Source organism: Solwaraspora sp. WMMA2065, from assembly GCF_030345075.1.
Lineage (GTDB): Bacteria > Actinomycetota > Actinomycetes > Mycobacteriales > Micromonosporaceae > Micromonospora_E.
Genome location: NZ_CP128361.1, coordinates 6,420,871 through 6,443,680 on the forward strand (window position 1 = coordinate 6,420,871; position 22,810 = coordinate 6,443,680).

At 72.2% G+C, this 22,810-nt stretch carries 26 protein-coding genes; 9 read left to right on the top strand and 17 right to left on the bottom strand.

Annotation, left to right across the window (positions count from 1 at the left end):
• Positions 1–46: 46 nt before the first annotated feature.
• The 3 genes from rocD to O7610_RS29265 all read right to left on the bottom strand — a co-directional run bounded on the left by rocD (position 47) and on the right by O7610_RS29265 (position 3,011).
• Positions 47–1,264, bottom strand: a complete 1,218-nt coding sequence (gene rocD / locus O7610_RS29255) for an ornithine--oxo-acid transaminase (protein ID WP_502959125.1) — start codon at positions 1,262–1,264, stop codon at positions 47–49.
• Positions 1,261–2,070 (bottom strand): dimethylargininase, encoded by an 810-nt coding sequence (gene ddaH, locus O7610_RS29260; RefSeq protein WP_281555460.1) that lies wholly within the window; start codon positions 2,068–2,070, stop codon positions 1,261–1,263. Before ddaH ends, rocD begins: the two co-directional genes overlap by 4 nt.
• A 314-nt stretch (positions 2,071–2,384) precedes the next feature.
• Positions 2,385–3,011, bottom strand: coding sequence for a hypothetical protein (locus O7610_RS29265; protein ID WP_281553554.1), 627 nt, complete (start codon positions 3,009–3,011; stop codon positions 2,385–2,387).
• Between the two features lie 162 nt (positions 3,012–3,173).
• On the opposite strand from O7610_RS29265, the gene O7610_RS29270 reads away from it, so the two are divergent.
• A complete protein-coding gene (locus O7610_RS29270) occupies positions 3,174–3,677 on the top strand; it encodes a MarR family winged helix-turn-helix transcriptional regulator (RefSeq protein WP_281567409.1) in 504 nt (167 codons plus the stop codon).
• An 11-nt stretch (positions 3,678–3,688) separates the two neighbouring features.
• Positions 3,689–4,558, top strand: a complete 870-nt coding sequence (locus O7610_RS29275) for an Fpg/Nei family DNA glycosylase (protein ID WP_281567408.1) — start codon at positions 3,689–3,691, stop codon at positions 4,556–4,558.
• A 10-nt stretch (positions 4,559–4,568) separates the two neighbouring features.
• Here O7610_RS29275 and O7610_RS29280 read toward each other — a convergent pair whose 3' ends face one another.
• From O7610_RS29280 to tnpA, 5 genes are all read right to left on the bottom strand, one after another.
• Positions 4,569–5,213, bottom strand: a complete 645-nt coding sequence (locus O7610_RS29280) for a DUF1707 SHOCT-like domain-containing protein (RefSeq protein ID WP_281553557.1) — start codon at positions 5,211–5,213, stop codon at positions 4,569–4,571.
• A 64-nt stretch (positions 5,214–5,277) separates the two neighbouring features.
• Positions 5,278–6,657 carry an FAD-dependent oxidoreductase gene (locus tag O7610_RS29285; RefSeq protein ID WP_281553558.1) on the bottom strand — a complete coding sequence of 460 codons (1,380 nt, stop codon included), beginning with the start codon at positions 6,655–6,657 and terminating at the stop codon, positions 5,278–5,280.
• Between the two features lie 36 nt (positions 6,658–6,693).
• Positions 6,694–7,917 carry a carboxylate-amine ligase gene (locus O7610_RS29290; RefSeq protein WP_281553559.1) on the bottom strand — a complete coding sequence of 408 codons (1,224 nt, stop codon included), beginning with the start codon at positions 7,915–7,917 and terminating at the stop codon, positions 6,694–6,696.
• Between the two features lie 69 nt (positions 7,918–7,986).
• Positions 7,987–8,775, bottom strand: coding sequence for a hypothetical protein (locus O7610_RS29295; RefSeq protein WP_281553560.1), 789 nt, complete (start codon positions 8,773–8,775; stop codon positions 7,987–7,989).
• Between the two features lie 478 nt (positions 8,776–9,253).
• Positions 9,254–9,670, bottom strand: coding sequence for an IS200/IS605 family transposase (gene tnpA, locus O7610_RS29300; protein ID WP_281553561.1), 417 nt, complete (start codon positions 9,668–9,670; stop codon positions 9,254–9,256).
• Positions 9,671–9,678: 8 nt separating this feature from the next.
• On the opposite strand from tnpA, the gene O7610_RS29305 reads away from it, so the two are divergent.
• Together O7610_RS29305 and O7610_RS29310 are read left to right on the top strand one after the other, a co-directional pair.
• Positions 9,679–9,774: a helix-turn-helix domain-containing protein gene (locus O7610_RS29305; protein ID WP_281553562.1), complete on the top strand. Its 96-nt coding sequence runs from the start codon at positions 9,679–9,681 to the stop codon at positions 9,772–9,774.
• Between the two features lie 29 nt (positions 9,775–9,803).
• Positions 9,804–10,139 carry a TetR-like C-terminal domain-containing protein gene (locus O7610_RS29310; RefSeq protein WP_289212306.1) on the top strand — a complete coding sequence of 112 codons (336 nt, stop codon included), beginning with the start codon at positions 9,804–9,806 and terminating at the stop codon, positions 10,137–10,139.
• Here the strand turns inward: O7610_RS29310 and O7610_RS29315 are convergent.
• Positions 10,136–10,276, bottom strand: coding sequence for a hypothetical protein (locus O7610_RS29315; RefSeq protein WP_289213720.1), 141 nt, complete (start codon positions 10,274–10,276; stop codon positions 10,136–10,138). The two genes, O7610_RS29310 and O7610_RS29315, sit on opposite strands and share 4 nt — an antisense overlap.
• A gap of 30 nt (positions 10,277–10,306) precedes the next feature.
• Here O7610_RS29315 and O7610_RS29320 point away from each other — a divergent pair, with 30 nt between their 5' ends.
• Complete coding sequence (locus O7610_RS29320) at positions 10,307–10,498, top strand: mycothiol transferase (RefSeq protein WP_289213711.1); 192 nt, start codon at positions 10,307–10,309, stop codon at positions 10,496–10,498.
• Here O7610_RS29320 and O7610_RS29325 read toward each other — a convergent pair.
• From O7610_RS29325 to O7610_RS29345, 5 genes are all read right to left on the bottom strand, one after another.
• A complete protein-coding gene (locus O7610_RS29325) occupies positions 10,449–12,500 on the bottom strand; it encodes a heavy metal translocating P-type ATPase (RefSeq protein WP_289212307.1) in 2,052 nt (683 codons plus the stop codon). The genes O7610_RS29320 and O7610_RS29325 overlap by 50 nt on opposite strands.
• A 223-nt stretch (positions 12,501–12,723) precedes the next feature.
• Positions 12,724–13,392, bottom strand: coding sequence for a DedA family protein (locus O7610_RS29330; protein WP_281553565.1), 669 nt, complete (start codon positions 13,390–13,392; stop codon positions 12,724–12,726).
• 52 nt (positions 13,393–13,444) lie between these two features.
• Positions 13,445–14,467 carry a LacI family DNA-binding transcriptional regulator gene (locus tag O7610_RS29335; RefSeq protein ID WP_281553566.1) on the bottom strand — a complete coding sequence of 341 codons (1,023 nt, stop codon included), beginning with the start codon at positions 14,465–14,467 and terminating at the stop codon, positions 13,445–13,447.
• Between the two features lie 246 nt (positions 14,468–14,713).
• A complete protein-coding gene (locus tag O7610_RS29340) occupies positions 14,714–15,178 on the bottom strand; it encodes a hypothetical protein (protein ID WP_348650107.1) in 465 nt (154 codons plus the stop codon).
• Complete coding sequence (locus O7610_RS29345) at positions 15,171–15,539, bottom strand: hypothetical protein (protein WP_281553567.1); 369 nt, start codon at positions 15,537–15,539, stop codon at positions 15,171–15,173. The genes O7610_RS29340 and O7610_RS29345 overlap by 8 nt, the downstream gene beginning before the upstream one ends.
• 200 nt (positions 15,540–15,739) lie before the next feature.
• Between O7610_RS29345 and O7610_RS29350 the strand changes: the two genes are divergently transcribed.
• Both O7610_RS29350 and O7610_RS29355 read left to right on the top strand, forming a co-directional pair.
• Entirely contained in the window at positions 15,740–16,423 is a 684-nt protein-coding gene (locus tag O7610_RS29350) for a hypothetical protein (protein WP_281553568.1), read from the top strand.
• A gap of 28 nt (positions 16,424–16,451) precedes the next feature.
• Entirely contained in the window at positions 16,452–17,372 is a 921-nt protein-coding gene (locus tag O7610_RS29355; RefSeq protein WP_281553569.1) for a Gfo/Idh/MocA family protein, read from the top strand.
• Positions 17,373–17,455: 83 nt separating this feature from the next.
• Here O7610_RS29355 and O7610_RS29360 read toward each other — a convergent pair whose 3' ends face one another.
• Positions 17,456–18,811, bottom strand: coding sequence for an Hsp70 family protein (locus tag O7610_RS29360; RefSeq protein WP_289212308.1), 1,356 nt, complete (start codon positions 18,809–18,811; stop codon positions 17,456–17,458).
• On the bottom strand, positions 18,795–20,873 hold the full coding sequence (locus O7610_RS29365) for an Hsp70 family protein (protein WP_281553571.1): 2,079 nt from the start codon (positions 20,871–20,873) through the stop codon (positions 18,795–18,797). The genes O7610_RS29360 and O7610_RS29365 overlap by 17 nt, the downstream gene beginning before the upstream one ends.
• A gap of 381 nt (positions 20,874–21,254) precedes the next feature.
• Here O7610_RS29365 and O7610_RS29370 point away from each other — a divergent pair, with 381 nt between their 5' ends.
• Positions 21,255–21,845 (top strand): TMEM165/GDT1 family protein, encoded by a 591-nt coding sequence (locus tag O7610_RS29370; protein ID WP_281555462.1) that lies wholly within the window; start codon positions 21,255–21,257, stop codon positions 21,843–21,845.
• A 102-nt stretch (positions 21,846–21,947) separates the two neighbouring features.
• Positions 21,948–22,340, top strand: coding sequence for a cupin domain-containing protein (locus O7610_RS29375; protein ID WP_281553572.1), 393 nt, complete (start codon positions 21,948–21,950; stop codon positions 22,338–22,340).
• Between the two features lie 46 nt (positions 22,341–22,386).
• Here O7610_RS29375 and O7610_RS29380 read toward each other — a convergent pair whose 3' ends face one another.
• Entirely contained in the window at positions 22,387–22,809 is a 423-nt protein-coding gene (locus O7610_RS29380; protein WP_281553573.1) for a hypothetical protein, read from the bottom strand.
• Position 22,810 lies beyond the last annotated feature (1 nt).

Genomic DNA, 22,810 nt, shown 5'->3' on the forward strand with positions numbered 1-22,810 from the left:
CGGCCTCCGGCCGGGCGGCGCATCGCCCCCCGGCCGGCCGGTGTGCTCAGCGCAGCACGTGGGAAAGCTGTTCGATGGCGAAGTCCACGTCGGAAGCATCGGCGACCAGCGGTGGAGCCAGCCGGATCGTCGCACCGTGGGTGTCCTTGGCCAGTACGCCCCGTTCGGCGAGCCGTTCGCAGGCCTGCCGACCGGTCGTCCGCCGTGGGTCCAGGTCCAGCCCGGCCCACAGCCCGCGACCTCGGACGGCGAGCAGCCGTCCCTCGTCGCGCAGCGCGTCGAGCCCGGCGTGCAGTCGGGTACCCAGCTCCGCCGAGCGCCGCTGGTACTCGCCGGTGGCCAGCAGCCGCACCACCTCGGTGGCGACCGCGCAGGCGAGAGCGTTGCCGCCGAACGTCGAGCCGTGTTCGCCGGGGCGCAGCACGCCGAGCACCGGCCGGTCGGCGACCACCGCCGATACCGGCACGATGCCGCCGCCGAGCGCCTTGCCGAGGATGTACATGTCCGGCACCACGCCCTCGTGGTCGCAGGCGAACGTCGCCCCGGTGCGGCCCAGGCCGGACTGGATCTCGTCGGCGAGCAGCAGCACGTCGTTGCGGGTGCACAGGTCCCGTACCCCGGTCAGGTAGCCGTCCGGCGGCACCACCACGCCCTGCTCGCCCTGGATCGGTTCCAGCAGCACCGCGACGCAGGTCTCGTCGATCGCGTCGGCCAGCGCGGCGAGGTCGCCGTACGGCACGATCCGGAACCCCGGGGTGTACGGCCCGAAGCCGTCGCGGGCCTCGGCGTCGGTGGAGAAGCTGACGATCGTCGTGGTCCGGCCGTGGAAGTTGCCGTCGGTCACGACGATGGTGGCCTGCCCGTCCGGTACGCCCTTGACCTGGTAGCCCCATTTGCGGGCGACCTTGATCGCGGTCTCCACCGCCTCGGCGCCGGTGTTCATCGGCAGCACCATGTCCTTGCCGCACAGCTCGGCCAGCTCCCGGCAGAAGTCGGCGAACCGGTCGTGGCTGAACGCCCGACTGGTCAGGGTGAGCCGGTCCAGCTGGGCGTGCGCGGCGGCGGTCAACGTCGGATGCCGGTGGCCGAAGTTGAGCGCCGAGTAGCCGGCCAGGCAGTCGAGGTAGCGCCGGCCGTCGACGTCGGTGACCCAGGCACCGGCGGCCTCGCTGATCACCACCGGCAGCGGGTGGTAGTTGTGCGCGGTCCAGCGTTCGGCGTCGCGTACCGCCCCCGGCGTCCGCAGCATCCCGTCGACGATCATCGGCTCGACCCCCTCAGCTCCAGGGTGCAGCATTTCGGGCCGCCGCCAGCCTTGCGCAGCTCGGACAGGTCGACCCCGATCGGGTGGTAGCCGCGTTCGCGCAGCGCCGCCGCCAGCCCGTCGGCCTGCACCGGCAGCACCACGTGCCGGCCGTCGCTGACCGCGTTGAGGCCGAACGCGGCGGCGTCGGCCAGGCTGGCAGTGACGGCGTCCGGGAACAGCCGGCGCAGCACCGCCTGACTGCCGGGCGAGAACGCCTCCGGCAGGTACGCGATGGTCCGCTCGTCGATCACGGCGAGTGCCGTGTCCAGGTGGTAGAAGCACGGGTCGACCAGTTGCAGGGTGACCACCGGGCGGCCGAACACCTCCTGGGCGTGGGCGTGCGCAGCGTGCGAGGTGCGGAATCCGGTGCCGGCCAGCAGGTAGTCGCCGACCACCAGGAGGTCGCCTTCGCCTTCGTTGACGTGTTTGGCCTCGTGCACCGGGAAGCCGGCCTGCTCCAGCCAGTCGCGGTAGGCGGGTGCCTCGTCGGCCCGCTGCGGCTCGCGGAACTGCACGGCCAGGGCCCGGCTGTCGATGACGGTGGCGCCGTTGGCGGCGAAGACCATGTCGGGCAGGCCGGGCAACGGCTCGATCTCATCGACGGTGTGGCCCAGTTCCAGGTAGGTCCGGCGCAGCTGGTCCCACTGCGCGATCGCCAGCTCCCGGTCGACGGGGCGGGCCGGGTCCATCCACGGGTTGATCGCGTATTCCACGGCGAAGTACGTCGGCCGGCACATCAGGTACTGCCGGCGGGTGGCGTGCATCGTCATGCGGCTGGCTCCTGTGGGTCGAAGGCGCGCCCCGGCGGTGGCCGTGGGCTGGCGCTTGTTCTCCACGCTAAGGGCTAGCACCCGCAGAAACCATCGCCAGGAGTTGCTTCTAGCAGCGATTCGTTGCGTCATCGATGACTGCGGCATGCGCTTTGTTGCGTACGCACGCTTTCGGGGGGCGACCACGCTGTCGCCCCCCGAAGATGCGGTACCCGGTGAACCACCGGTTCGGTCGGCCCTCGTGCGGTGAACCACCGCTGCCGGGCCCTGCGGGGCGGTGAACCACCGTCCCGGGTCACGATTGCCCGTCAGAAGATTCCGGCAAACTGTGAATCAAGCCACTGCCGTACCTGCTGCACCATGTCGGTCTCGGTGGTCAGCCAGCTCAGCGCGCCGGTCAGCGCAAGGCTGCCGACGATCATCGTCCCGAGGGCGAGGACGATGCCCGTCAGCGCCTCGGTCCGGCCGGCGATGTGCCGGCGGGCCGTCGCCGAGATCCCGCCGAGGCCGGTGGCGAGGGCGATCACCCCGATCGCGATCCCGTACGGTGCCAGCGGCCCGGACAGCACGAACAACGCGCCGGCGACCCCGGTGATCAAACTGACCGTGGCCAGCAGGCTGGCCCGGGGCCGTGGGCCGGCAGGTGCCGGCGGGGGAGCCGGCCGGGGGTCGCCGCCCTCCCGGGTGGGTGGCTCGGGGCGCGGTCCGGGCGGCGACGGCCGGGTTGCCGGATCGGTGAACCCGGCCCGCGTGTTGTCGGCCCGCGTCGCGTCGGCCCGTGCGGTGTCGTGCCGCTGCGTCTCGGCGCGGTCGGCGGCCCGCTCGGCGTCGTCGGCCGTGCCGGTCGCGGTCGCGGTGGAACCGCCGGTCGGTGGTGGGTCGTCCGCCGGCCTCGTCGGCTCCGTGCGCCGGGACAGCGAGGGAATCCTGACCATGACAGACCTCCTTATCGGTACGCCGGACCGCACCGCGGCTGGGCGGGTCTCCGACGGTTGCCGGCTTGCAGTACCCGGATGTCCGGTCCGCCACACCAGTCACGGTCAAGCAGGTGGCGATACCCTCGGGCGGTCAGGTTCCGATCATGGGCGGGTGTAGCGGTGACGGTGAGGCCAGCAGGACCGGAAGCGGATCAAGGGACGCGCGGTCCCGACGATCCGCCGGAGCTCACGGACTACTTCCGTCAGCTGCTGTGGCAACGGCACATCGTCGGTCTCTGCCGGGCCGGGGCGGCGGCGACCCGCATCGGTGAGGCCGCCGCCGCGCGGACCGGCCGTAACCTCACCCAGTTCCTGGTGCTGGGCATGCTCGACGCCACCGGTCCCCGTTCCCAGCAGGAGCTCAGCGACGGGTTACGGACCGACCGGACCACGATGGTCGGCACGGTCGACGCGTTGGAACGCGCCGGTCTGGTCACCCGGCAGCGCAATCCGACCAACCGGCGGGCGTACATCGTCACCATCAGCCCGGCCGGTCGGGCGGCCCTCGCGACGATCTCGGCCGACGCGGCGACCCTCGAGGCCCGGTTCTTCGAGCGGCTCACCGCCGACGAGCGGGACCAGTTGGTCGGCCTGATCGGCAAGCTACTGATCGGTGCCGACTAGGCTCTGCTGTCATGCCCGAGGGCCACACCATCCACCGGCTGGCCGCCCACCACCACGCCGTACTCGGCGGAGCGCAGGTCGTCGCGACCAGCCCGCAGGGTCGGTTCACCGCCGGCGCCGCCCAACTCACCGGCGCCACCCTCGCCGCCACCGAGGCGTACGGCAAGCATCTGCTGCACCACTACCGGGGCGGTCCGGGAGGCGGCATCCTGCACGTGCATCTGGGCCTCTACGGCACCGTCGCCGACGGGCCGGGACAGCCGCCCGCACCGGTCGGGCAGATCCGGCTGCGGCTGGTCGGCGGGCCGGCAGTGGCAGCCGACGGACCGTCCGCGACAGCCGGCGTAACCGACCGCCGACACTGGCTGGACCTGCGCGGACCGGCCGCCTGCGAACTGCTCACCGAGGCCGAGGCCGACGCCCTGCGGGACCGGCTCGGCGCCGACCCGCTGCGCGACGACGCCGACCCGGACACCGCCGGCGGACGGATCCGGCGCAGCGTCAGGCCGCTCGGCGCGTTGCTGCTCGACCAGACGATCGTCGCCGGGGTCGGCCTGGTCTACGCCACCGAGGTGCTGTTCCGGGCCGGGATCGCGCCGACCACGCCTGGCCGGCGGCTGACCGCCGACCAGTGGCAGCGGATCTGGGCCGACCTGGTCACCCTGATGCGGATCGGGGTGCGTCGGGGCCGGATCGACACCGTCCGCGACGAGCACCTGCCGGAGGCGATGGGCCGGGCGCCGCGCAACGACCGGCACGGTGGGGAGGTGTACGTCTACCGGCGTGCCGGCCAACCCTGCCTGTGCTGCGGCACCACCGTGGCCGCCGGAGCGCTGGCCGCCCGCAACACCTACTGGTGTCCGACCTGCCAACCGGGCTGACCAGCCGTCGTCACCACCATTTGCGCTTCGGTGGACGCACCACGACCGAGCCGAAGATCACGTTGCAGACCACCTGGATGACCGGGGCACCGGGCCGGGGCGGTGCGGTCAGCTTCGACTTCTTGTCGCCGAACACCGCCGTGCCGGTCATCCGGACGTCGACCCCCTCCGGCACGTACACCGTGACCGAGCCGAAGATGGCGGTCGCCTCGATCGTGGTCACCTGATGCTGGATCTGGGCGTCCTGCAACTCGATCTTGCAGTCGCCGAAGACCGCCCGTGCCTCCACCCGGTCCGGCACCAGCCAGTGTCCCTTGCGCACCTCGTCGCCGAAGATCGCCACCATCCGCTCCACCGGGGCGGGCAGCGTCGCGCCGCTGCCCGGCACCGCCGGATACGCCGGACCGCGCGCCGCCAGCGCACCCGGCCCGGCGGCGACCGGCAGCCCACCAGACGGCTCGATGGGCAGGTCGGCGGTGAGCCGGGCCAGCTCACCCCGGGTCTTGGCCTGATGCGCCTCAGTGGCCCGGTCGGCGTACTCGTCGAGGGTCAGGCGGCCTTCCGCGGTCGCCTGGCCGAGCAACTCCACCACCTGCTCCCGCTCGGTGTCCGAGACGCGCAGGTGATCGTCGCTGGAATGGGTCGCCGGGTCCACCCACCAAGCCTAACGGCCACGCCCAACGGCAACCGCTACCCGTCCGGCCCGGCCAGGCGCCCGCTCACGGGGTGTTGGCGACGGCGTCGTTGGCCCGTCGGGCGGCGACCAGCACCGGATCCCAGACCGGCGAGTACGGCGGGGCGTAGCCCAGGTCGAGGGCGGTCATCTCGGCCACCGACATCCGGTTCCACACCGCGACCGACAGGACGTCGATCCGCTTCGCAGCCTCCGACGTACCGACGATCTGCCCACCCAGCAGCTGCCCGGTGTGCTGCTCGGCGATCAGCTTGATGGTCATCGGGGCGGCACCGGGGAAGTAGCCGGCCCGGTTGCTCGACTCCACGGTGGCGCTGACGTAGGCGTACCCGGCTTTCGCCGCCTCACGTTCGAGCAGCCCGGTGCGGGCCACCTCCAGGTCACAGACCTTGGTGATCGCGGTGCCGATCACCCCGGGGAAGGTGGCGTACCTGCCACCGATGTTGATTCCGGCGACCCGGCCCTGCTTGTTGGCGTGGGTGCCCAGCGGGATGTGCACCGGCTGCCCGCTGACCCGGTGGAAGGTCTCGACGCAGTCGCCGGCCGCCCACACGTCGGGCACCCCGACCACCCGCATCTGCAGATCGGTACGGACGCCGCCGGTGACGCCGATCGGCAGGCCGGCCTGCTCGGCGAGCCCGGAGTTCGGCCGTACGCCCAGGCCCAGCACCACGACGTCGGCCGGCACCGCGCCTTCGTCGGTCAGCACCTCGCAGACCCGCCCGTCCCGCTCGTGCAGACCGGTGACCGATACGCCGGTACGCACGTCGATGCCGAGCCCGACCAGCGCCGAGCGGACCAGCGCCCCCATGTCTGGGTCGACAGTGGACATCGGCTGTGGGCTGCGCTCCACCAGCGTCACCGCCAGGCCACGCCGGATCAACGCCTCGGCCATTTCCACCCCGATGTACCCGCCGCCGACCACCACCGCCCGGCGCGGCACCGGTTCCTGGTCGAGCCAGTCCCGTAGCGCCGCGCCGTCGTCGAGGGTCTGCACCCCGAACACGCCGGAGGCGGCGTTGCCCGCCCACGGCGGCTGCGCCGGCGCCGCTCCGGTGGCGTACACCAGGGTGTCGAACGGCTCGCGGACCTCCCGCCCGCCGTCGCCGAACGACGTGGCCACCACCTCCCGCGCGGCCAGGTCGATCCGGGTGACCTCATGCCGGATACGCACGTCGATGTGGTGGTCGCGGCGGAACGTCTCCGGATCGCGGACGATCAGCTCCTGCGGGTCGTCGACCAGGCCGGAGATCCAGTACGGGATCCCGCAGGCCGAGTACGAGGTGAACCGGCCCCGCTCGAACGCGACGATGCTCAGCTCGTCGGGGCCCCGCAGCTGCCGGGCCTGGGACGCGGCCGACATGCCGGCCGCGTCACCGCCGATCACCACCATCCGTTGCGCCATCTCACATCTTCTCCAGTCGCGTCTGGTCGGACCAGGTCAGCGGTCCGGCGGGGGATCGGTGACCGGACCGGCGGGGGGAGCAGTCACGTGCGGCGGTGCCGGGATGATCGACCGGCTGCGGGTCTGCGCGGCCAGGTAATCCACCACCGCTGCCAGGTCGCCGGTGCCGGCGTGCACGGCCCGCTGCCGGGCCGCTCCGGTGCCCCGGGCCCGCAGCCGGCCCAGCAGCGAGTTCACCAGCGCGACGTCGCCGTGCCGGTCGAGCTCGGGGCGGACGGTGTCGACCAGCCGGCGCAGCAGGTGCCAGCCGGGACGCAACGCGGGTGCCCCGGTGCTCAGGTCCACGGCCTGCCCCTCCAGCCCGTCGTGCGCGGCCCGCCAGTGGGCGGCGACCAGCACATGATGTTCCACGTCGACAGGTGGCCGGTCCTGTGCCACCGCGGCGAGCGCTGTGCCGACCAGACCGCGGACCAGCGCGGCGAGCAGGATCGTGTCGTCCAGGCTCGGGCAGACGTCGCCGATGCGGACCTCGACGGTGGGGTAGTGCGCCGACAGTCGGGCGTACCAGTGGAGCATCCCTTCGTCCAGGATGAGACCGGCGGTGGTCAGGTCGTCGACCAGTGACCGGTAGTGCTCGTACGAGCGTAGTCGTGGGGCCGGTGCGACCGCCGGCCAACGCTGCCACATCACCGAGCGCCAACTGGCGTACCCGGTGTCGACGCCTTGGAAGAACGGTGAGTTGGCGGTCGCCGCCTGCAGCACCGGCAGCCACGGGCGGAGGTGGTTGAGCACCTGTACGCCGACCTGCTGGTCCGGGACCGCGACGTGCACGTGCAGCCCGTTGGTACCCGGGCCGGGCAGCAGCCTGCCGTACCGTTCGACGATCCGGTGGAAGCGTGGGTCGTCGACCACGTCGACCACGTCGGGCTGCGGTCCGGCGACCGGTGCGGTGCCGACGGCGAGCAGCCGGACACCGGCCCGCTCGGCGGCGTCGGCGACCCCGGCGCGCAGCGTCCCGAGGGTACGGCGCAGCGCCCGTAGGTCCAGGCCGGGTGGACTGCCGATCTCGATCTGGCTGGTCTGGAACTCCCGCTGCACCTGCCCGCGCAGCTCCGGCGGGATCTCGGCGAGCACCGCCGCGACCGCCGGCGCGGCGGCGCCGGACCGACGGTCGACGAGCAGGAACTCCTCCTCCACACCCACGGTCAGTGCCTCGGGCCGGTGCCGGGCCGGCTCGGCGGCGACAGTACTGCTGGTCATCGGGCCATCCTGCGCCTTCGGGTGACCCGGCGGTACGGCTTTGCGGTGCCGCCGGAAGCGCCGGTCGGCTCAGCGTTCGCGGCGGGGTGGCCGGGGCAGCGGCAGGTCGTGCCGACCGGCGATCAACTCCTGGACCCGGATCTTGGCCAGGATGATCGGTTGCCGGTAGCGGCGCTCGCGGTCGGCGGACCTGGCTCGCCGCCACTCGGCCCAGCGGCTCTCGCCGCGGTAGAACCAGCGTGCCCAGGGCGCGTGCGGCCGGGCCAGCCGCAGCGCGCCTACGATCAGCAGGACCGGGAGGAACAATCCCAGCAGCCCGGTCCAGATCTTACCCTTGAGCAGGGTGACCGCCGCCAGCACCAGGTTGATCACGATGAGCGCGGCGCCGGCGAACTGTGCCGGGTCGGTCTCGCCGGTGAGGAACTCGTTGGCACCCAGTGGCCGCAGGCCGAGCAGCAGCAGCCCGGAGACGGCGATCGCGACGAAGACCGCGTCGATCGAGGTGCGGCCGCGCTCCGACCAGTAGACGTCGCTCAGATGCAGCAGCAGGGCGAACTCGTCGAGCACCAGCGCGGCGCCGACGCCGAACAGCGCGGCCGCCACCGCTCGCCACAAGGTCGTCTCCACCGGGATCGCCAGCCCGGCGACCCCGGCGACCAGCATGAAGACCACCCCGAAGACGACGTGATGGATGTGCAGGTCGCCGCGGGTAACGTTGCCGGGCCACCAGCGCACCTGTGCCCGGATCATCCGGACCGAGAAGCGGATGAACGCGAAGCCGAGGACGACGCCGACGAAGAAGCAGAACAGCGGCAGCCGCCCGGTCGAGACGATGGTCTGCTCGAACCAGCCGTTCACCGGGCTCCTCCATGCGACACGCGCACACTGTCTCCTTATCCACTGCTATGCAGGGATTTAACTGACTTTACGAGCTGCCCGGCCTGGTCGGACGGGTGTCTCCAAGGGTGCCGGTGATCCGCACGCCGCCCCCGCCGGGGGCGGCCGCACGGGTTCAGAGCCAGTCTCCACGCCGGCTGTGGCATCGACATCGGTTGACAAGTCCAGTCTGGAGACGTATAGACCCTGAGAGCGCTCTCCCATGTGATTCGAGCGATCCCAACCGTCCCCATCAGTTCTGATGCTCCCTAGAACGTAGATCGGCAACCTCCCGGGGAGAACGCTCTCAGCCGGTCGACGGCATCTGCCCTGACCCGGATCCAGATCGGCGACGTGACCGGGGCCGCCGCCTCCGGCTACCGGAATGCGGGCCAGTGCTCCGGCCTTCAGGCCGGGGGTGAAGGCTCGCGCTGGGGGGCAGCCAGGCCCGAGCAGTGCCTTAACCGGGACGGTTCTGCTGCTCGATGTACTGCTTGATGACGCTCAAGGGCGCGCCGCCGACAGACCCGGCGAAGTACGAGCCGGACCAGAGTTTGTTGGCCCGGTAGTAGTGGCGCGCCAGGTCGGGGAACTCCTGCCGGAGGCGGCGCGAGGAGACCCCTTTGAGGCTGTTGACCAGCCTGGCCACGGCGACCTTGGGCGGGAAGTTGACCAGCAGGTGGACGTGGTCATTCTCGCCGTTGAACTCGACCAGTTCGGCCTCGAAGTCGGCGCACACGTCTCGCATGATCGCCTCCATCCGGGTCAGGTGCCGGTCGGCGAACACGTTGTGCCGGAACTTCGTCACGAAAACCAAGTGGACATGCATCGCGAAAGTGCAGTGCCTGCCGGTGCGGATGCCTTGAAGTTCGACCATAAACCAACATGATACATATGATGGCCGTGCAGCTCCGTTACAACTACCGGATCACCCCGGACGCCGCCCAGCGCACCGCGCTGGCGCAGGCACCGGATCGCTGATCGGGGACCTGCGGGCCAACGCCCGGCTGGTGCAGCGCACCCTGGCCGATCCGCGTCAGGGTGCGCTCTTCCGGGCGGTCATCGTCGCCGCGACCTGCGACCCCCGCGCCGCCGAGGCGCTGCACCGCTTCTACGCCGTCCGCATTGCCGAGTGGCCACCCTGCGTGGAGCAGGCCGTACGGCGGGCGGAACTGCCTCAGGGCACGGACGCCGTCGAGGTCATCCGCGCCGTCTCGGCGCCGCTGTACTACCGCCTGCTCGTCAGCGGAGACCCGGTCGACGAGGCCACGGCAGACCGGGCCGCCGAAGCGGCAGCCGCAGCCGCCCGCGTCGGCGTCGACGCGTCTGCCAGCGGTCTCAACTAGAAACAGGTCGGCGCAACCGAGATCCACTGGGGGACGGTACGTTCACTGGCAGTACCCGGTTCCCGGGTGAGGCGTTCCCGGACCAGGTCGTCACCCAGCAGCTGCGCGTTCAGTTCGAGGCGTTCCTCGACGAGCACCGCAGCGCACTCAACCGCTGTCTGGACGGGCTGACCGAGGAGCAGGCCCGCCGGTCGTTGGTCGCCTCCCGGACCACGTTGCTGGGTCTGGTGAAGCGCGCGACCTTCGTCGAAAGGGTCTGGTTCGACAAGGCCGTGACGTGCCGGTCGCGTACGGAGCTCGGGCTGCCCGCTACCGCTCGTCCGGGGCGAGTCGCACCCGGCGGAGCAGTTGCGCGTTGAGGGCGACCACGATGGTGGACGCGGACATCAGGATCGCCCCGACCGCCGGGCTCAACGTCAGCCCGGCCCAGGCCAGCACGCCGGCGGCGAGCGGAATGGCGATGACGTTGTAGCCGGCGGCCCAGCCCAGGTTCTGCAGCATCTTGCGGTAGGAGGCCATCGACAGCCGGATCACCCCGGTGACCCCGCGCGGGTCGGACGAGGCGAGAACGACTCCGGCGGATTCGATCGCGACATCGGTGCCGGCCCCGATGGCGATGCCGACGTCGGCACGGGCCAGCGCCGGTGCGTCGTTGACGCCGTCGCCGACCATCGCCACGGTCAGCCCCCGGGCCTGCAGGTCCGCCACCGTCTCGTCCTTGTCGGCGGGCAGCACCTCGGCGAAGACCTCGTCCACGCCGGACCGGAAGCCGAGATCGGCGGCGACCGCCTCGGCGACCGGCCGGGCGTCACCGGTGATCATCATGATCTTGTCGATGCCCTGTCGGCGCAGTTCGGCGATCGCCTGCCGGGCCTCGGGCCGGACCTCGTCGGCCAGCCCGATAGCGCCGAGCACCTCGGCGCGGCCGCCGTCGAGCCGCAGCAGATGCAGTACGGCGGCACCACGCTGCGACCAAGCGTCGGTCGTGGTGGTCAGCTCCGGCGGGACTGAGGCGTCGAGTTCGCCCAGCAGCGCCGGGCCGCCGACGGCGTACTGAGTGCCATCCACGTTTGCCTGCACGCCCCGGCCGGTCAACGACCGGAAGTCGGTTGCGGCGCTCGTCGGACCCCGTTCGGTGGCGGCGGCCACGATGGCGCGGGCCAGTGGGTGCTCGCTGTCGGTTTCCACCGCTGCGGCCAGGCGCAGTACGTCGTCCTCGGTGTGCCCGGGAGCCGCCGCGACGCCGGTCACGGTGTGCGCGCCCGTGGTCAGGGTGCCGGTCTTGTCGAACAGCACCGCGTCGACGGTGCGCATCCGCTCCAAGGCCAGCCGGTTCTTGACCAGGATCCCGGCCTTGGCCGCCACGGCCGTCGACAACGCGATCACCAGGGGGATCGCCAGGCCGAGGGCGTGCGGGCAGGCGATCACCAGTACGGTGACCGTCCGTACCACGGAATCGTCGAGGCTGCCGAACGTCCACCAGGCGGCGAAGGTCAGCACGGCGGCGGCCATCGCGACGTAGAACAGCAGGGCGGCGAATCGGTCGGCAAGCATCTGGGCCCGGCCGCTGGAGGCCTGAGCCTGTGCGACGAGACGTTGGATGCCGGCCAGGGCGGTGTCCTCGCCGACGGCCTCGACCCGTACCCGGATCGCCGAGTCGGTCGCGACGGTGCCGGCCACCACCGGGTCTCCGACGCGTCGGGGTACCGGCCGGGACTCTCCGGTGATCATCGACTCGTCCAGCTCGGCTTCGCCGTCGGTGATCCGCCCGTCGGCGGGTACCCGGGCGCCGGAGCGCACCAGGACCAGGTCGCCGGCTCGCAGGTCGGCCACCATGACCGGCTGGACCTGCCCGTCGTCGGCGACCCGTTCCGCGTCGTCGGGCAGCAGCGCGGCCAACGCGGACAGCGCGCCCTGCGCCTGGCCGATCGCCTTCATCTCCTGCCAGTGGCCGAGCAGCATGATGGTCACCAGCGCCGCCAGCTCCCACCAGAAGTCCAGGTCGAAGGCGCCGACGCTGGTGGCCAGTGAGGCCAGGTAGGCGACGGTGATCGCCATCGAGATCAGCAGCATCATGCCGGGGGCACGGTCTCGGACCTCGTGTACGCCGCCGACCAGGAACGGCCAGCCGCCGTAGAAGAACACCACCGAGCCGAGCACCGGGCCGACCAGGGACATCCCGGGAAAACTCAGCGAGTAGCCGAACCAGTCCATCACCATATGACTGGTGAGCACGACCGGTACGGTCAGCGCGAGACTCAGCCAGAACCTGCGGCGGAACATCTCCGGATCGTGCCCCGCGTGCTTGTCGTGGCCACCGTGGCCGGTGTGCTCGTCGTTTCGGGTTCCGTCCGTTCCCACGCCGCCACAATACCCCCTAGGGGTATATCCGCAAGGGGTTCATGAACCTCGCGGCTCCGGGGAACCCAAAGGTGTCTCCGCAGGTCTGATGCCACAGGTGCATCAAGATGCACCTGTGGCATCGAGGCTGGACGGGTCTGTCGTCCCGTCGGGTCACGCCGAGTTGGTCGGCCGAGGGCTTATCGGCACCGCCGACGGCTCGTCGGCCGAACCGTCCCTGGCATCAGGGCGACGGTCGGCGGCCGGCCGCAGCCCGACGGCGGCGACGCCGGACCTGGCCGACCACCCAGTAGACGACCAGCCCGCCAAGGAGCACGAGGACCGCCACGTCGAACCAACGGCTGTACCGCTCGACCTGCTGCCACTGTGAACCGAGCGCGAACCCGGCACCGACGAACAGCGCGTTCCATGCCCCGCTGCCCAGCGTGGTGAAGGCGCTGAACCGGGTCAACGGCATCCGGTCGGCGCCGGCCGGCACCGAGACCAGGCTCCGCACGACCGGCACCATCCGGCCGAACAGCACCGCCCACCGACCGTACCGCTCGAACCAGCGGTCTGCCTTGTCCAGGTCTTCCAGATCGACCAGCGGCACCTTGTCCAACCAGCGTCGCAGTCGTGCCTCGCCGATCGCCGCACCCAGCCAGTAGAGCAGCAACGCGCCGGCCAGCGAGCCGATCGTCGCCCCGGCCCAGACCCCGACCAGATTCACCCGGTCCTGGCTGGCCAGGTAGCCGGCCATCGCCAGCACCACCTCGCTGGGGATCGGCGGGACGACGCTCTCCAACGCCACCAGCAGGCCGACCCCGATCTCGCCCAGCCGGGCGATGACGTCAGCCACCCAACCGGTCAGCCCACCGACCTGGTCCGGCGGGGTGTCGACGGTGACTGCCATGGTGCTCCCTGCGTCCGCGGTAAGCCCATCCGGTACCCGGCGGCCGACAGCGCTACACCTGCTCAACGACCGCTGGCGGCCGGCGACGTACCGAGCTCTCCCGGACCTGCAGCTTGGTGGGCAGGGTGACGGTGGTCGCGGCCCGGTCGGGGCTGGCGATCCGCTCGATGAGCAGCTGGGCGGCGGTCTCGCCCAACTGGTACGTCGGCTGGGTGACGGTGGTCAACGCGGGCCGAACCAGATGTGCCCACGGCAGGTCGTCGAAGCCGACCACACCCATCTCCGCCGGCACCGCGATGCCCTGGTCGACCAGGCACTCCACCGCACCGACGGTCATCAGGTTGTTTGCCGCGAACAGCGCGTCCGGTCGCGGTCGCAGCCGCAGCAGCTCCGTCATCGCCCGGTAGCCGCCGTCGGAGCGGAAATCGGCGTGGCGGACCAACTCCTCCTGGTACGGCTGTCCGGCATCGGCCAACGCCCGCTGGTAGCCGCCGAGCCGTCGGCAGGCGGTCCAGACGCCACGTCGGCCGGTGATGCAGGCGATCCGCCGGTAGCCCGAGTCGAGCAGGTGTGCGGTGGCCAGCCGGGCGCCGTGCTCGTTGTCCACCAGCACGGTGTCGATCCGGCTGCCGTGCAGCTGCCGGTCGACCACCACCACCGGCACCCGGGCGGCGATGAGCTGCCCCAGATCGGCGGCCGGCCCGGACGGGGCGATGATCACCCCGGCGACCTGTTCGGCGAGGACCGCGTTCAGGTAGCGGCTTTCCTTGACCGGATCCTCGTCGGTGTTGCACAGCACGACCGAGTAGCCGGCCTGCTGAGCGAGGTCCTCGACGCCGCGGACCAGGGCGGTGAAGAACGGGTTGCCGATGTCGCTGATCACCACCGCCCACAACGTGGTCCGGCTCCGGCGCAGATTACGGGCCACCGCGTTGGGCCGGTAGTCCAGCTCGTGCATCGCCCGCCGGACCCGGTCGGCCAGCGCGGGATCCACGTTGGTGTGGCCGTTGACGACCCGGGAGACGGTAGCTGGGGAGACCTTCGCTTTCCGCGCAACGTCGTAGATGGTCGCCATTGTTCATCGCCCTCTTTACTTGCTCCCGGCCCGAGGGTGCCGGTGACGGAACCCGGGACAATAATTACAGACCGGGCATGGAGCGCGATGGCCCAGCAGGTCGGACGCGCATGGCGGAGCGCATGCAGTCCGGCGCTGAGCTGCGATGCCGGCACCGTCCACTGTCGGGATACCGACATCAGCGACGGTTCCACAGCGGACGCCGGCCGGCAGGTGGCCGAGCCGGCCCGAGCGTCGGTGGCCGGCCTACGCCGGTGCGTCGGCCTCAGGACCGGCCGAGGCTCGGCTGCGGCGCAGCCAGAGAAGCCCGACGACCGGCAGCACCAGCGGAATGTAGCCGTACCCGCTGCCAAAGCCCGACCAGACCGTCTCGTCCGGGAACGCCGCCGGCACCGCGAAACTCACCGCGCCGATGCCGAGTACGCCGACCAGCTCCACCGTGCAGCAGCCGTATGCGATTCGGCGACCGACCGGGCCGTCGATGATCAGCCCGGCGGCCGCCACCAGGTACACCACCGCGGCGAAGGCGGAGAGCAGGTATGCCACCGGCGCCTCGCCGAACCGGGTGGCGATCTGTACGCCGGCCCGGGACGAGGCGGCGATCGCGAACAGAATGTAGACGCCGATCAGCACCCGGCCCGGCCCGCTGCGGGTCCGCGCCGTCCGCCCGGTCCGCGCCGTCCGCCCGGCCGTCGATGTCGGGTCAGCCACCGCCGACCGCCGTCCAGGTCTGCTGCAGCCGGACCACCAGCACCGGGATCACCAGGGCGAAGACACCGATGGTCAACGAACCCCACCGGGTCGGCTCCATCCGGCCCAGCACCCCCGCCATCGGCGGCAGGCTGAGCGTGGTGATCAGGTAGCCGGCGAAGACCGGTGGTTCACCGGGACGTTCCCCGCCGACCAGCGCCACCACGGCGGCCACGGTCAGTGCGAGCAGGGCGACCTCGACCACCGCCAGCCCGCCGTACTGGATCAGCCCCGGCGGCCGGTCCAACGCTGCGCAGAGCAGTGCCCAGCCGGCGACGGCCAGCGCGCCGACGATGACCACGGTGGCGATCGGCCCGTTCACCGCCGCACCGCCGTCTCAGCTGCCACAGTCACGCCGAACACCCTACTCACCAGCTACGCGACCCGCCGAGGTGCGCCCCCGCAGGTCGCCGAGGACCGGTGACCGGTGCTCCGATCCGCAGTGTCCGGACGGTGGCTCTCGGTATCAGCCGGAGTCTATAGTCAGTCCGGGACGGTCCGATCCACCCTGGGGAGGGTGTGGTGGTTGGCGTCGGCATCTGGGGCCTCCTGATCGCCAGCTGTCTCGTCCTGCTCGCCCTGCTAGCTCTGGCCGCGTTGGCTGCCCGTACGGCAGAGCACCCGACCGACCGGCGGGCGCTGCGGGCCGAGGCCGACGAGCTCGCCGCCGAGGCGCAGACCATCGCCGCCGCGGCCGACACCGCCCGGACCACCGCCGAGCAGCTGCGCGACCGGGCGGCCGCCGCTGAGCTGGCCCGCGACGACGCCTGGCAGCGGCAGGAAACCGCCGGCCAGGCCTATCAGCAGGCGTTGTTCGCCGACCAGGAGGACCGGCCGGCGGCCGTCGTCACCGGTGCGGCGCTGCCCGCCGAGCACGGGCGCGACGTCAGCCGGGCCGCGCTCACCGCGTACCGCCGGGGCGACATCTCGGTGCAGCAGCTGCGTGCGGTGTGGCGGCGGGCCGGCGGCGCGCCGCCGGACCCGACGGCGGGGGACCGGGCCGACCGCGCCGTCGACCGGCACCGCGTCCGCGACCAGGCCGCCCGCCGGGAGTACGACGTGGTCGCCGCCGCCGCGCGGCGTGCCGCAGAGGCGGCGTACGTTGCCGAACTGAGCGCCGCCGCGCTGGCCGAGGAGGCGGCGGCCGCCGCCGTTGACGCCGAGGAGGCCCGCTACGTCGCCGACCGGGCTGAGCGGTCACACTGAACACCGGTCGACGGAGGGAAACGTGGCAATGGCATTGCGGTTTGGTCTGTTCGGCACCGGGCACTGGGCGGCCGAGACCCACGCGGCCGGGCTGGCCGCGCACCCCGACGCGGAACTGGTCGGCGTCTGGGGGCGGGACCGGGCGAAGGCCACGGCGCTGGCGCAGCGGTACGGCGTCGCACCGTACCAGGATGTGGACGCGTTGCTCGCCGACGTCGACGCGGTCGCCGTCGCTCTGCCGCCCGACGTACAGGCCGAGATCGCGGTCCGTGCCGCCGACGCCGGCCGGCATCTGCTGCTGGACAAGCCGTTGGCGTTGACCCTGCCGGACGCCGACCGGGTCGTCGCGGCGGTCGACCGGCGGGACGTCGCGTCGGTGATCTTCTTCACCAGCCGGTTCAACCCGTCCATGATCGACTTTCTGGCCCGCCCGGCCGACGGTGCCTGGCACGGTGCCCGGGGAGCGCTGTTCGCGGCGATCTCCGAGCCCGGGAACCCGTACGGTGCCTCGCCCTGGCGGCGCACCTACGGCGGGCTGTGGGACATCGGCCCGCACGCGCTGTCGGTGGTGCTGCCGGTGCTGGGCCCGGTCGCCCGGGTCGCCGCGATGCCCGGCCCGGCCGGCGGGGTGCACCTGCTACTGCGACACACCGGCGGGGCCACCAGCACGCTGTCGCTCAACCTGGACGGCCCGGTGGCGGCGAAGACCTTCGACGTCACGTTCTTCGGCGAGCCCGGGATCGTGCCGGTGCCGCACCGGGACGTGACCACCGGGCAGGCGTTCCACTCGGCCATCGACGCGCTGCTCGGGCAGGTCACCGCCGGGTCACCGGGACACCCCTGCGACGTCCGGTTCGGCCGGCAGGTGGTGGCCGTCCTGGCCGCCGCCGACACCGCCCGGGTCGAGCAGCGCATCATCGACGTCCCGGCTGGAAGACCGGTCGCCTGAGCGATCCTCGCCGGCTGGCCTGCCACTGGCCGGAGCAGTGGCTCACCCTGTTCCGGCTGATCACCGCCCGCTGACCCGTCGCCTCAGCCGGTGGCCAGCGCCAGCCACTGGTGGCTGGCGACCTCGGCGCTGGGCGGCACCAGCAGCCGGTCGAGCGTGCCCGGTGTCGCGGCCACCAGGTCCCACAGCGCGCCGCCGGGCAGCCGGACCCGGGCCAGCGGGGTGCCCGCCGGATACGGCTGACCCGGCACCACCAGCCAGCGGTGCAGCCGCGCGGACCCGCCCGGGATGCCGAACGACAGCGGAACCATTCCGGTGGTCTCCGTCGACGCCCGGATGGTCCGCGGGCCGCTGCGCGGCAACCATCGGGCGGCACCGTGCACGGTCGCCAGTTCCGGCTGCTCCACCTGACGCAGCGGGCGCTGGAAGGCGTCGTGCACCGCCTGGGCCACGGCTGGCATCCGGGCCCCGCCGCCGACCAGCAGCACCGATCCGATGCTGGCCGGTGGCACCCCTACAGCGGCCAGCATCTGCCGGCAGCAGGCGATCGTCCGGTCCAGCAGCGGAGCCACCAGCTGCGCCAGGTCCGCCCGGGTCAGCCGGTACGCCGGAGTGTCCGGCAGCAGGAAGTCCTCCACCGCCGGAGTGTCGCTGAGCTGATGCTTGATCCGGTTCGCGAAGTCGGTGACCGCCATGCCGAGCCGCAGGGTGGCCGGTGCGGACTGGCTGGCGGCCGCGCTCGCCAGCAGCGGTGCCAGCCACTGCTGCCCGTCGGCGTGGATCCTGCCGGCCAACAGCGAGTCGATGTCCCGGCCGCCGCAGTCGTCGATCGCCGCGTGTCCGAGCACCTCGTGCCAGCGTTCGTCGATGCGCACCAACGCGGTGTCGAAGGTGCCCCCGCCCAGGTCGTAGACCAGCACCAGCTCGCCGGGGACCGGCGGTGGGCCGGCGACCGGGGCGAACGCGGCCGCAACCGGCTCCGGCAACAGCTCGACCGGGCCGAGACCGGCCGCTTCGGCTGCGGCGATCATCTGTGCGCGGCGCGGGTCGTCCGGGTCGTACGACGCCGGGACCGTCACCACCGTCCGGTGCACCGGCGCGCCGTACCGCCGCTCGGCCTCCACCCGTAGCGCGGTCAGCACCGCCGCGACCTGCTCGATCGGCCGGAACCGGCGGTCGCCGAGCATCATCGGCACGTCGGCGGCCATGCCGCGTTTGAACTCGGCGGCGTACGCCGTCGGCTCGGACCGCTTCCGCCGCTCGGCCAGCGCGCCGACGATCATGCTCTGACCGTCCCAGTGCACGGCGGACGGCCAGGTCGGCGCACCGGTGACCGGGTCCGGCACCAGCTGACCGGTCTCACCGGTGACCACCATCGCGGCGGAGGAGGAGGTGCCGAAGTCGACCACCAGGACGGGCTGGTCAGACATCCCAGACATCGATCAGGCTCCGCTCGTTGGACTCCCAGTTGGCCAGCAGGTGCCGGCTGTCGGCGCTGAACCCGACCCGGACCCGTTGCCCGGTGCCGCCCAGCACCCGGAACAGCTCCTGTCCGGTCGAGGTGTCCTGCAGGACCACTGCGGCGATGCCGTCGAGCGCGTCGGCGACCACGGCCCGTAGTTGCCCGTCGGCGCTGACCGCAGCCGTGCCGAACCCTTCCCGCCGGCTGTGGTCGGCGAACTCCGGCATCCGCTGCTCCCACCGGTCGTCGACGATGCGGTCGATGTGGGTGCCGGTACGCAGATCCCACAGGGTCGTCGCGGTACGCCGGGACCGGCCCACGGCTTTCGCCCGGCCTTCGGCCGCCGCCCGCCACCCGATCTCGTCGATCAGCACCCGGTGCGGCCCGCCCGGGTCGTGGAACCGGGCGCTGATCTTGCCGGTCTCGATGTCCCACACCGAGATGAACCCATCCGTGGCCCAGGCCACCACCGCCAGCCGGCCATCCGGGTCGACGAACACCCGGCCGGTCGGCTGCGCGCCGGCGGTGTGCTCCGGACGGAACTCGGCGCGGACCGTGTCGTCTGCGATCGCCCGGAGCCGGACCAGCCGGGCCGCCGGGTCGCACTCCACCAGATGCTCGCGGTCCGGGGTGAGCAGCCAGCTACCGGTGGACTCCAGGTGCCGCCGCCGGGGTGGCGGCTGGCGCTGCAGGGCCACCGCGTCCTTCGCGGTAGCCACCACCAGGACCGGGCCGACCAGGTCGCCCGGGTACGCCTGCTGGCCCAACTGCCGGCCGTGCTGGGCGGCGGTGAGCTCGAAGACCCGCTCGTCGGGGGTACGGACGTGGGCGAGCACCGCCCCGGCCGGGTAGGGCTCGCCCGGCGGTACGCACCAGCGCAGCAGCCGGGCCCGACCGCCCGGGATCTCCCACGAGGTCGGCTCGGTGCGCCACCGCTGCGGCTCGGCGGTGACGGTGCGGCCGCTGGCGCCGGCCGCGAACCGGGCCGCGCCGCGCAGCACCGCCAGCTCCGGGTCCGAGCCGCAGCGCAGCGGCCCCGGCGACCCGGCGTCGATGATGCCGAGGCCGGACCGCAACGTGGTGTGGACCGCCGGCAGGTAGGCGTTGCCGCCAGCGACGACCACTGCGGCCAGGTCGGCCGGTGCGGCGCCGACCGCGCCCAGCACACCTGCGGCGCCCTCCACCAGCCAGCGCAGCGCCGGTTCGGCGAACGCGTCCAGCCAGGCCCGGGTCAGCCGGTACGGCGGCGTGAGCGGGGTGAGGTGATCGACCACCTCGTCGGCGTCGACCAGTTGGTGTTTGAGTCGGCGGGCGAAGTCGATCGCCTCGTGGTAGGCGCGCAGCCCGGCGTCACCGGGTGCGGCGAGCATCGGCTCCAGCCAGGCCCGCCCCTCGGTGCGCAGGTCGTTGATGAGCAGCGCGTCGAGTTCCTGCCCGGCAGGGCTGGTCTGCTGAGCGAGTTGGACGGTGTGGCTGCCGTACACCTGCACCAGCGCGACGGTCCAGGTCGCGCCTAGGTCGCAGACCAGCACCAGAGCGCCGGCCGGCAGGTTGTCGCCGGTCGTCGGGTCCAGCGCCGCCGCCACCGCGCTGTCGATCAGCTCCACGTCGCGGAACCCGGCGGCCTCACCGATGGCGAGCATCGTGTCCCGGCGGGGGTCGCCGGGCAGGTAGTCCGCCGGCACGGACAGGGTCAGCCGGTCGATCTGGCCCCCGTACAGTTGGCGGGTCTCGTTGGCGACCACGGTGAGGTACACGGTGAGCGCCTCGGCGCCGGTGACCTCACGGTGCTCCAGCCACATGGCGGCCTGGGCGTCGACGGCCCGGCGTGGCCCGTCGATGTACCGCCGCGGCATGGCCCGTTTACGTACCTCGGACGGGGTGCCGACCAGGAATCCCTCGTCCGCCAGACACACCGACGACGGCCAGCTGGTCGCCCCGCTGGCCGGCTCCTTGACCAGGGTCGTCTGGTCGGCGACGACCAGCGCCACCCGGGTGCCCGAGGTGCCGACATCGACCACCATGATCGGCTCGGTCATGTTCCCGCCCTCACCACAGCAGTCCGGCGATTGATCGTCCTGGAAGTTCCGGGACAGTGTCCGTGAGTGCCGCCGTCACGTCCACCCTGGGCGATGTGCGCGGTACGCCACGGACAGGGGTGAACGTAACGGAAACTGGTCGCGTTGGTGGACCCGCCCCCGTGTGTTCGGTCACCAACTGCGATCGTCGCTGCTGGAGCGGCTAGACTCGGCGACTGCGAAGGGGAGTAGCTCCCAACATCGCGGTCGACACACTGGTGCTGCGCACCCGGCTGCGGCGACCCGGCGGTACGTCGGGTGGGCGAGACCTTCGACCCAGGCTTCAGCAGCCGGGTCGAGGTCCGCGTGCCACGATCCGGCCCCGACCGGATGAGAGGCACCATGGACGGCTTCCTTGCCGCGACCGCGATCAGCTTCGGCGTGATCTTCGTAGCCGAGCTGGGCGACAAGTCACAGCTGATGGCGTTGACCTTCGCCACCCGATTCAGGACCTGGCCGGTGCTGGTCGGTATCACTGCTGCCACCGCCGTCGTGCACCTGGTGTCGGTCGCCCTCGGGTACGGCCTCGGTGTGGCCCTGCCCACCGGCTGGATCGCGCTGGCCGCCGCGCTGGCGTTCATCGGGTTCGGCTTCTGGACGCTGCGCGGCGACACCCTCACCGACGAGGAGTCCCGCCGGGCGCAGCGGACCACCAGGACGGCGGTGATCGCCGTGTTCACCGCGTTCTTCCTCGCCGAGCTGGGGGACAAGACGATGCTGGCGACGATCACGTTGGCCACCCGGCACGGCTGGTTCGGCACCTGGCTCGGCTCCACGCTCGGCATGGTCGCGGCCGACGCACTGGCCATCGTGGTGGGCCGGCTGCTCGGCAGGCGGCTTCCCGAACGGGTGATCGCGTACGGGGCGGCCGCGCTGTTCTTCGTGTTCGGCTGCTGGCTGCTGGTCGAGGCGGTCGTCGAACTGGCCGGCTGACCCAGCGCGCGCCGGCTGGCCGGCTGATTCGGCGCACGCAGTGGTCGGCCGTGTGCACGGCAACACGCGTACCGACGGCCGGTTCTGGGTACCTTGAGTGGTATGCAGCACTTCACGATCGCCACCGTCGCTGAGCAGAGCACCGATTTCCGCCGGGTGCTCTGGACCGGTGAGCATTCCCAGCTTGTGATCATGACCATTCCGCCGGACGGCGAAATCGGCGAGGAGGTCCACGAGGACATCGACCAGATCCTCACCTTCGTCAGCGGTGTCGGCGAAGCGCTGGTGGCCGGCGAGCGGCGGGCCGTCGCCGCCGGGGACCTGGTCGCCGTGCCGGCCGGCACCAAACACAACTTCGTCAACACCGGTCCCAATCCACTGGTGCTCTACACCGTCTACGGCCCGCCGGAGCACGCCGACGGTGCGGTACACCACACCAAGGAGGAGGCGGACGCGGCGGAGGAGTCCGGCCAGGACGAGCCGCCCACGTCGTGACGGCGGCCTCCGCCGGGTACCTCGGCCACCCGCCGGCGGGGCCGGTTCAGCCCTCCGTCGCCCCGTTGAGCAGTGACGGATCGCGTCGGATCAGCTCCGCCAGGCGGGCCGCTGGACCGTCCTGGGTGGGCTGTCCGCGTGGCGGCCACTCCGGTGGACGCCCGGCGGTCGGCACCCCGGGCGCCGCCGGGTCGCCGGACGGCGGGTTCGGCCCGACCGCAGGCGTACCGCCGTCGACCGTCACCTGCACCCGGCCGTCCCGGTTGCCGACGGTGAGCTGCACGGCCTGACCGCCGTGGGCGAGGTGGACCGTGGCGGTCAACCCAGGGTGGCGCTCCACCACCTGCCGGACCGCCGCAGCGATCTCGTGCGCCGCCGACGCCGTCCGGTCGTTGCCCTGGCTGACCCGCTTCTGCAGCTGGTCGCGTCGGGCGAGCCGGGCGAGCGCGTCGTCCAGGTCACCACGCATC